Here is a 2348-nt window from a genome sequence, read left to right as displayed (position 1 = left end):
TTTGTTGTGATACGTGTTGTGATGATCAGAGATCACGGGCGGGGGGGGGGGGGGTGAGGGGGGTGCTGGTGGGGGCCGCCGGCGGGGGTGAGGGGGCGGGGCGCCCGGGGGGCGGCGGGCCCCGGCGGCCCGCCGGGGGCTACGGCCGGCGCAGCAGCGCGCCCAGGCCGCCCACCGGCGCCTGCGTCTGCCCGGCCGCCGGGGCCGGGGCCATCGAGATCGCCGGGGCGCCCGTCGCGACCGCCGAGCGGATCAGCGCGTCGTCCGCGCGGGCCGACCAGGGGTGCTGCTCGCCGAGGATCCTCAGGTCCGTACGGCGCACCGCCAGCTGGTCCGGTTCCTCGCCGATCCACACCTCCTGGTGCGCGTCGGGGCCGTCCGGACGGATCAGCAGCTCGTCGATACGGTGCTCACGCGCCGCCTCCACCAGCGCGGGCACGCCCTCCACCGCCGCGGCGCGCCCGTCGGCGCCCGGTTCGCGGGCGGCCAGGAACCGCTCCAGCTCGCGCTCCGCCCGCTGCCGCACGTGCGCGGCGCGGGTCTCCTCCACGTCCTCGTCGAGCAGCCTGCTGCCGGCCCCGTGCGGGACCTCGGCCACCAGGTCGTGCAGCCGCCTGGGCAGCCGGTCGCGCACCGTCCGCCGCTCCCGGTCGTCACCGACGAGGACCAGCAGGTCGGCGTGGGTCTCCTCCTGGCAGACGGCGAGCGCGTCCGCGATCTCGGCCGCGTTGTGCTCCCAGGTGTTCTCCACCCGCAGCTGGAAGTGGCGCTGCGACCAGTCGGCGGAGCTCGTAGGGTGCACCGGGTACCGCCGGCCGGTGACCGTACCGGCGGCCCGTCGGCCGGGCGCCCCGCGCAGCTCGAAGTCGGCGCCCCTGCGGTCGACGTACGCCACGACGCACACGGGGTCCTCGCCGGCCAGGTCCAGCAGGGGCGCGGTGTGCGGCAGCGCGGCCCAGTGCGCGCTGTCGCCGTCCGGCGCCCGGGTCAGCGCGGGATCCAGGACCACCTCCCCGGCCCGGGCGAACAGGGCCCGCCCGGGCGGTTCGGGGGAGTGCCGCAGCTCCTCCAGCGCCTCTCGCACGGCCCGGCACGTGTCCTCGTCGGCGCCCTGCCGGGAGAGTTCCCGGGACAGCGCCACGGCCGCCGGATGCCGCTGGTGCGGCGTGTCCTCGGTGTGCCGGGAGGTGTCGACGTAGACGGAGGCCCAGGGGCCCCGGTGTTCGTGCAGTGGACGCAGGAAGGCGAGATCCATGGTTCTCTCCCGGATGTCGCTTGAGGGTAGTGCGTGCCGGGCGGGTACCCGGAGGCCATGAACGAACACGACGAGCGGGACATGACCACGACCGGAGTCGACGCCAGCCGGCTGGACGACCAGCAGCTCATGAAGGAGCTGGAGACCATCCACCGCACACGTCACGACACGCTGCTGTACGCCTCGAACGACGCGCTGCGGGCCCACAACGAGCGCATGGCGCAGCTGGAGGGCGAGTACCTGCGGCGCAACCCGAACCGCCCGGTCGCCGCGGGCCGCACCCGCGAGGGCGCGCGGGAACGCCGGAGCGGGGAGTCGACGACTCCCCGCTCCTGAGCCGATCCCGGCCGGTCAGCGGCGCACGCCCCCGGTGCGCCGCTGCCGGCCGCCCGGGTCCGTCAGGCGGTCTCCTGGACGAACACGTCGAGGTACGCCGCGCAGAACGCCTTCAGATCGTCCGGCTTGCGGCTGGTGATCAGCTTGTTGGTGCCGTGGTCGCAGATCTTCACCTGCTCGTCCACCCACTCGCCGCCCGCGTTGCGGATGTCCGTCCGCAGGCTCGGCCAGGAGGTGAGCACCCGGCCGCGGACGACGTCCGCCTCGATGAGCGTCCAGGGGGCGTGGCAGATCGCGGCCACCGGCCGTCCCTGCGCGAAGAAGTCCCGGACGAACGCCACGGCCTTCTCGTCCATGCGCAGGAAGTCCGGGTTGGCCACGCCGCCCGGCAGGACCAGCCCGCCGAAGGAGTCGGCGGACGTCTCGCCCACCACCTCGTCCACGGGGAACGTGTCCGCCTTGTCGAGGTGGTCGAACGCCTGGATCTCTCCGGACCGGGTCGACACCAGCACGGGTTCGTGGCCCGCTTCCTTCGCCGCCCGCCACGGGTCGGTGAGTTCGACCTGCTCGACGCCCTCGGGTGCTGTCAGAAACGCGATGCGCATCGTGGTTCGACGTCCTTTCCTCTGAGGCTTCTCGGTGCGCGGCGCACGGCGCGGGCCCCCGCACCTCCCTCACGTCCAAGGCGACACCGACACCGAATCCCTCGGGCTCGACGTCGACCTCACCGTCCCCGTCCACGACCGCACCCAGTCCC

At 74.3% G+C, this 2348-nt stretch carries 3 protein-coding genes; 1 reads left to right on the top strand and 2 read right to left on the bottom strand.

Going from position 1 to position 2348, the window contains the following annotated elements:
- Positions 1-139 precede the first annotated feature (139 nt).
- Entirely contained in the window at positions 140-1255 is a 1116-nt protein-coding gene (locus ACWD0J_RS41175) for a baeRF2 domain-containing protein (protein ID WP_451500991.1), read from the bottom strand.
- Positions 1256-1312: 57 nt separating this feature from the next.
- Here ACWD0J_RS41175 and ACWD0J_RS41170 point away from each other — a divergent pair, with 57 nt between their 5' ends.
- Positions 1313-1591 carry a DUF6158 family protein gene (locus tag ACWD0J_RS41170; RefSeq protein WP_451500990.1) on the top strand — a complete coding sequence of 93 codons (279 nt, stop codon included), beginning with the start codon at positions 1313-1315 and terminating at the stop codon, positions 1589-1591.
- A gap of 62 nt (positions 1592-1653) precedes the next feature.
- On the opposite strand, the gene ACWD0J_RS41165 is transcribed toward ACWD0J_RS41170, so the two are convergent.
- A complete protein-coding gene (locus ACWD0J_RS41165; protein WP_451500989.1) occupies positions 1654-2196 on the bottom strand; it encodes a type 1 glutamine amidotransferase domain-containing protein in 543 nt (180 codons plus the stop codon).
- Positions 2197-2348: the final 152 nt, after the last annotated feature.

The sequence above is a fragment of the Streptomyces sp. NPDC003011 genome (assembly GCF_053591515.1).
The sequence above is the reverse complement of the archived record's forward strand: the minus strand, read 5'-3'. Positions and strand labels throughout refer to the sequence as shown.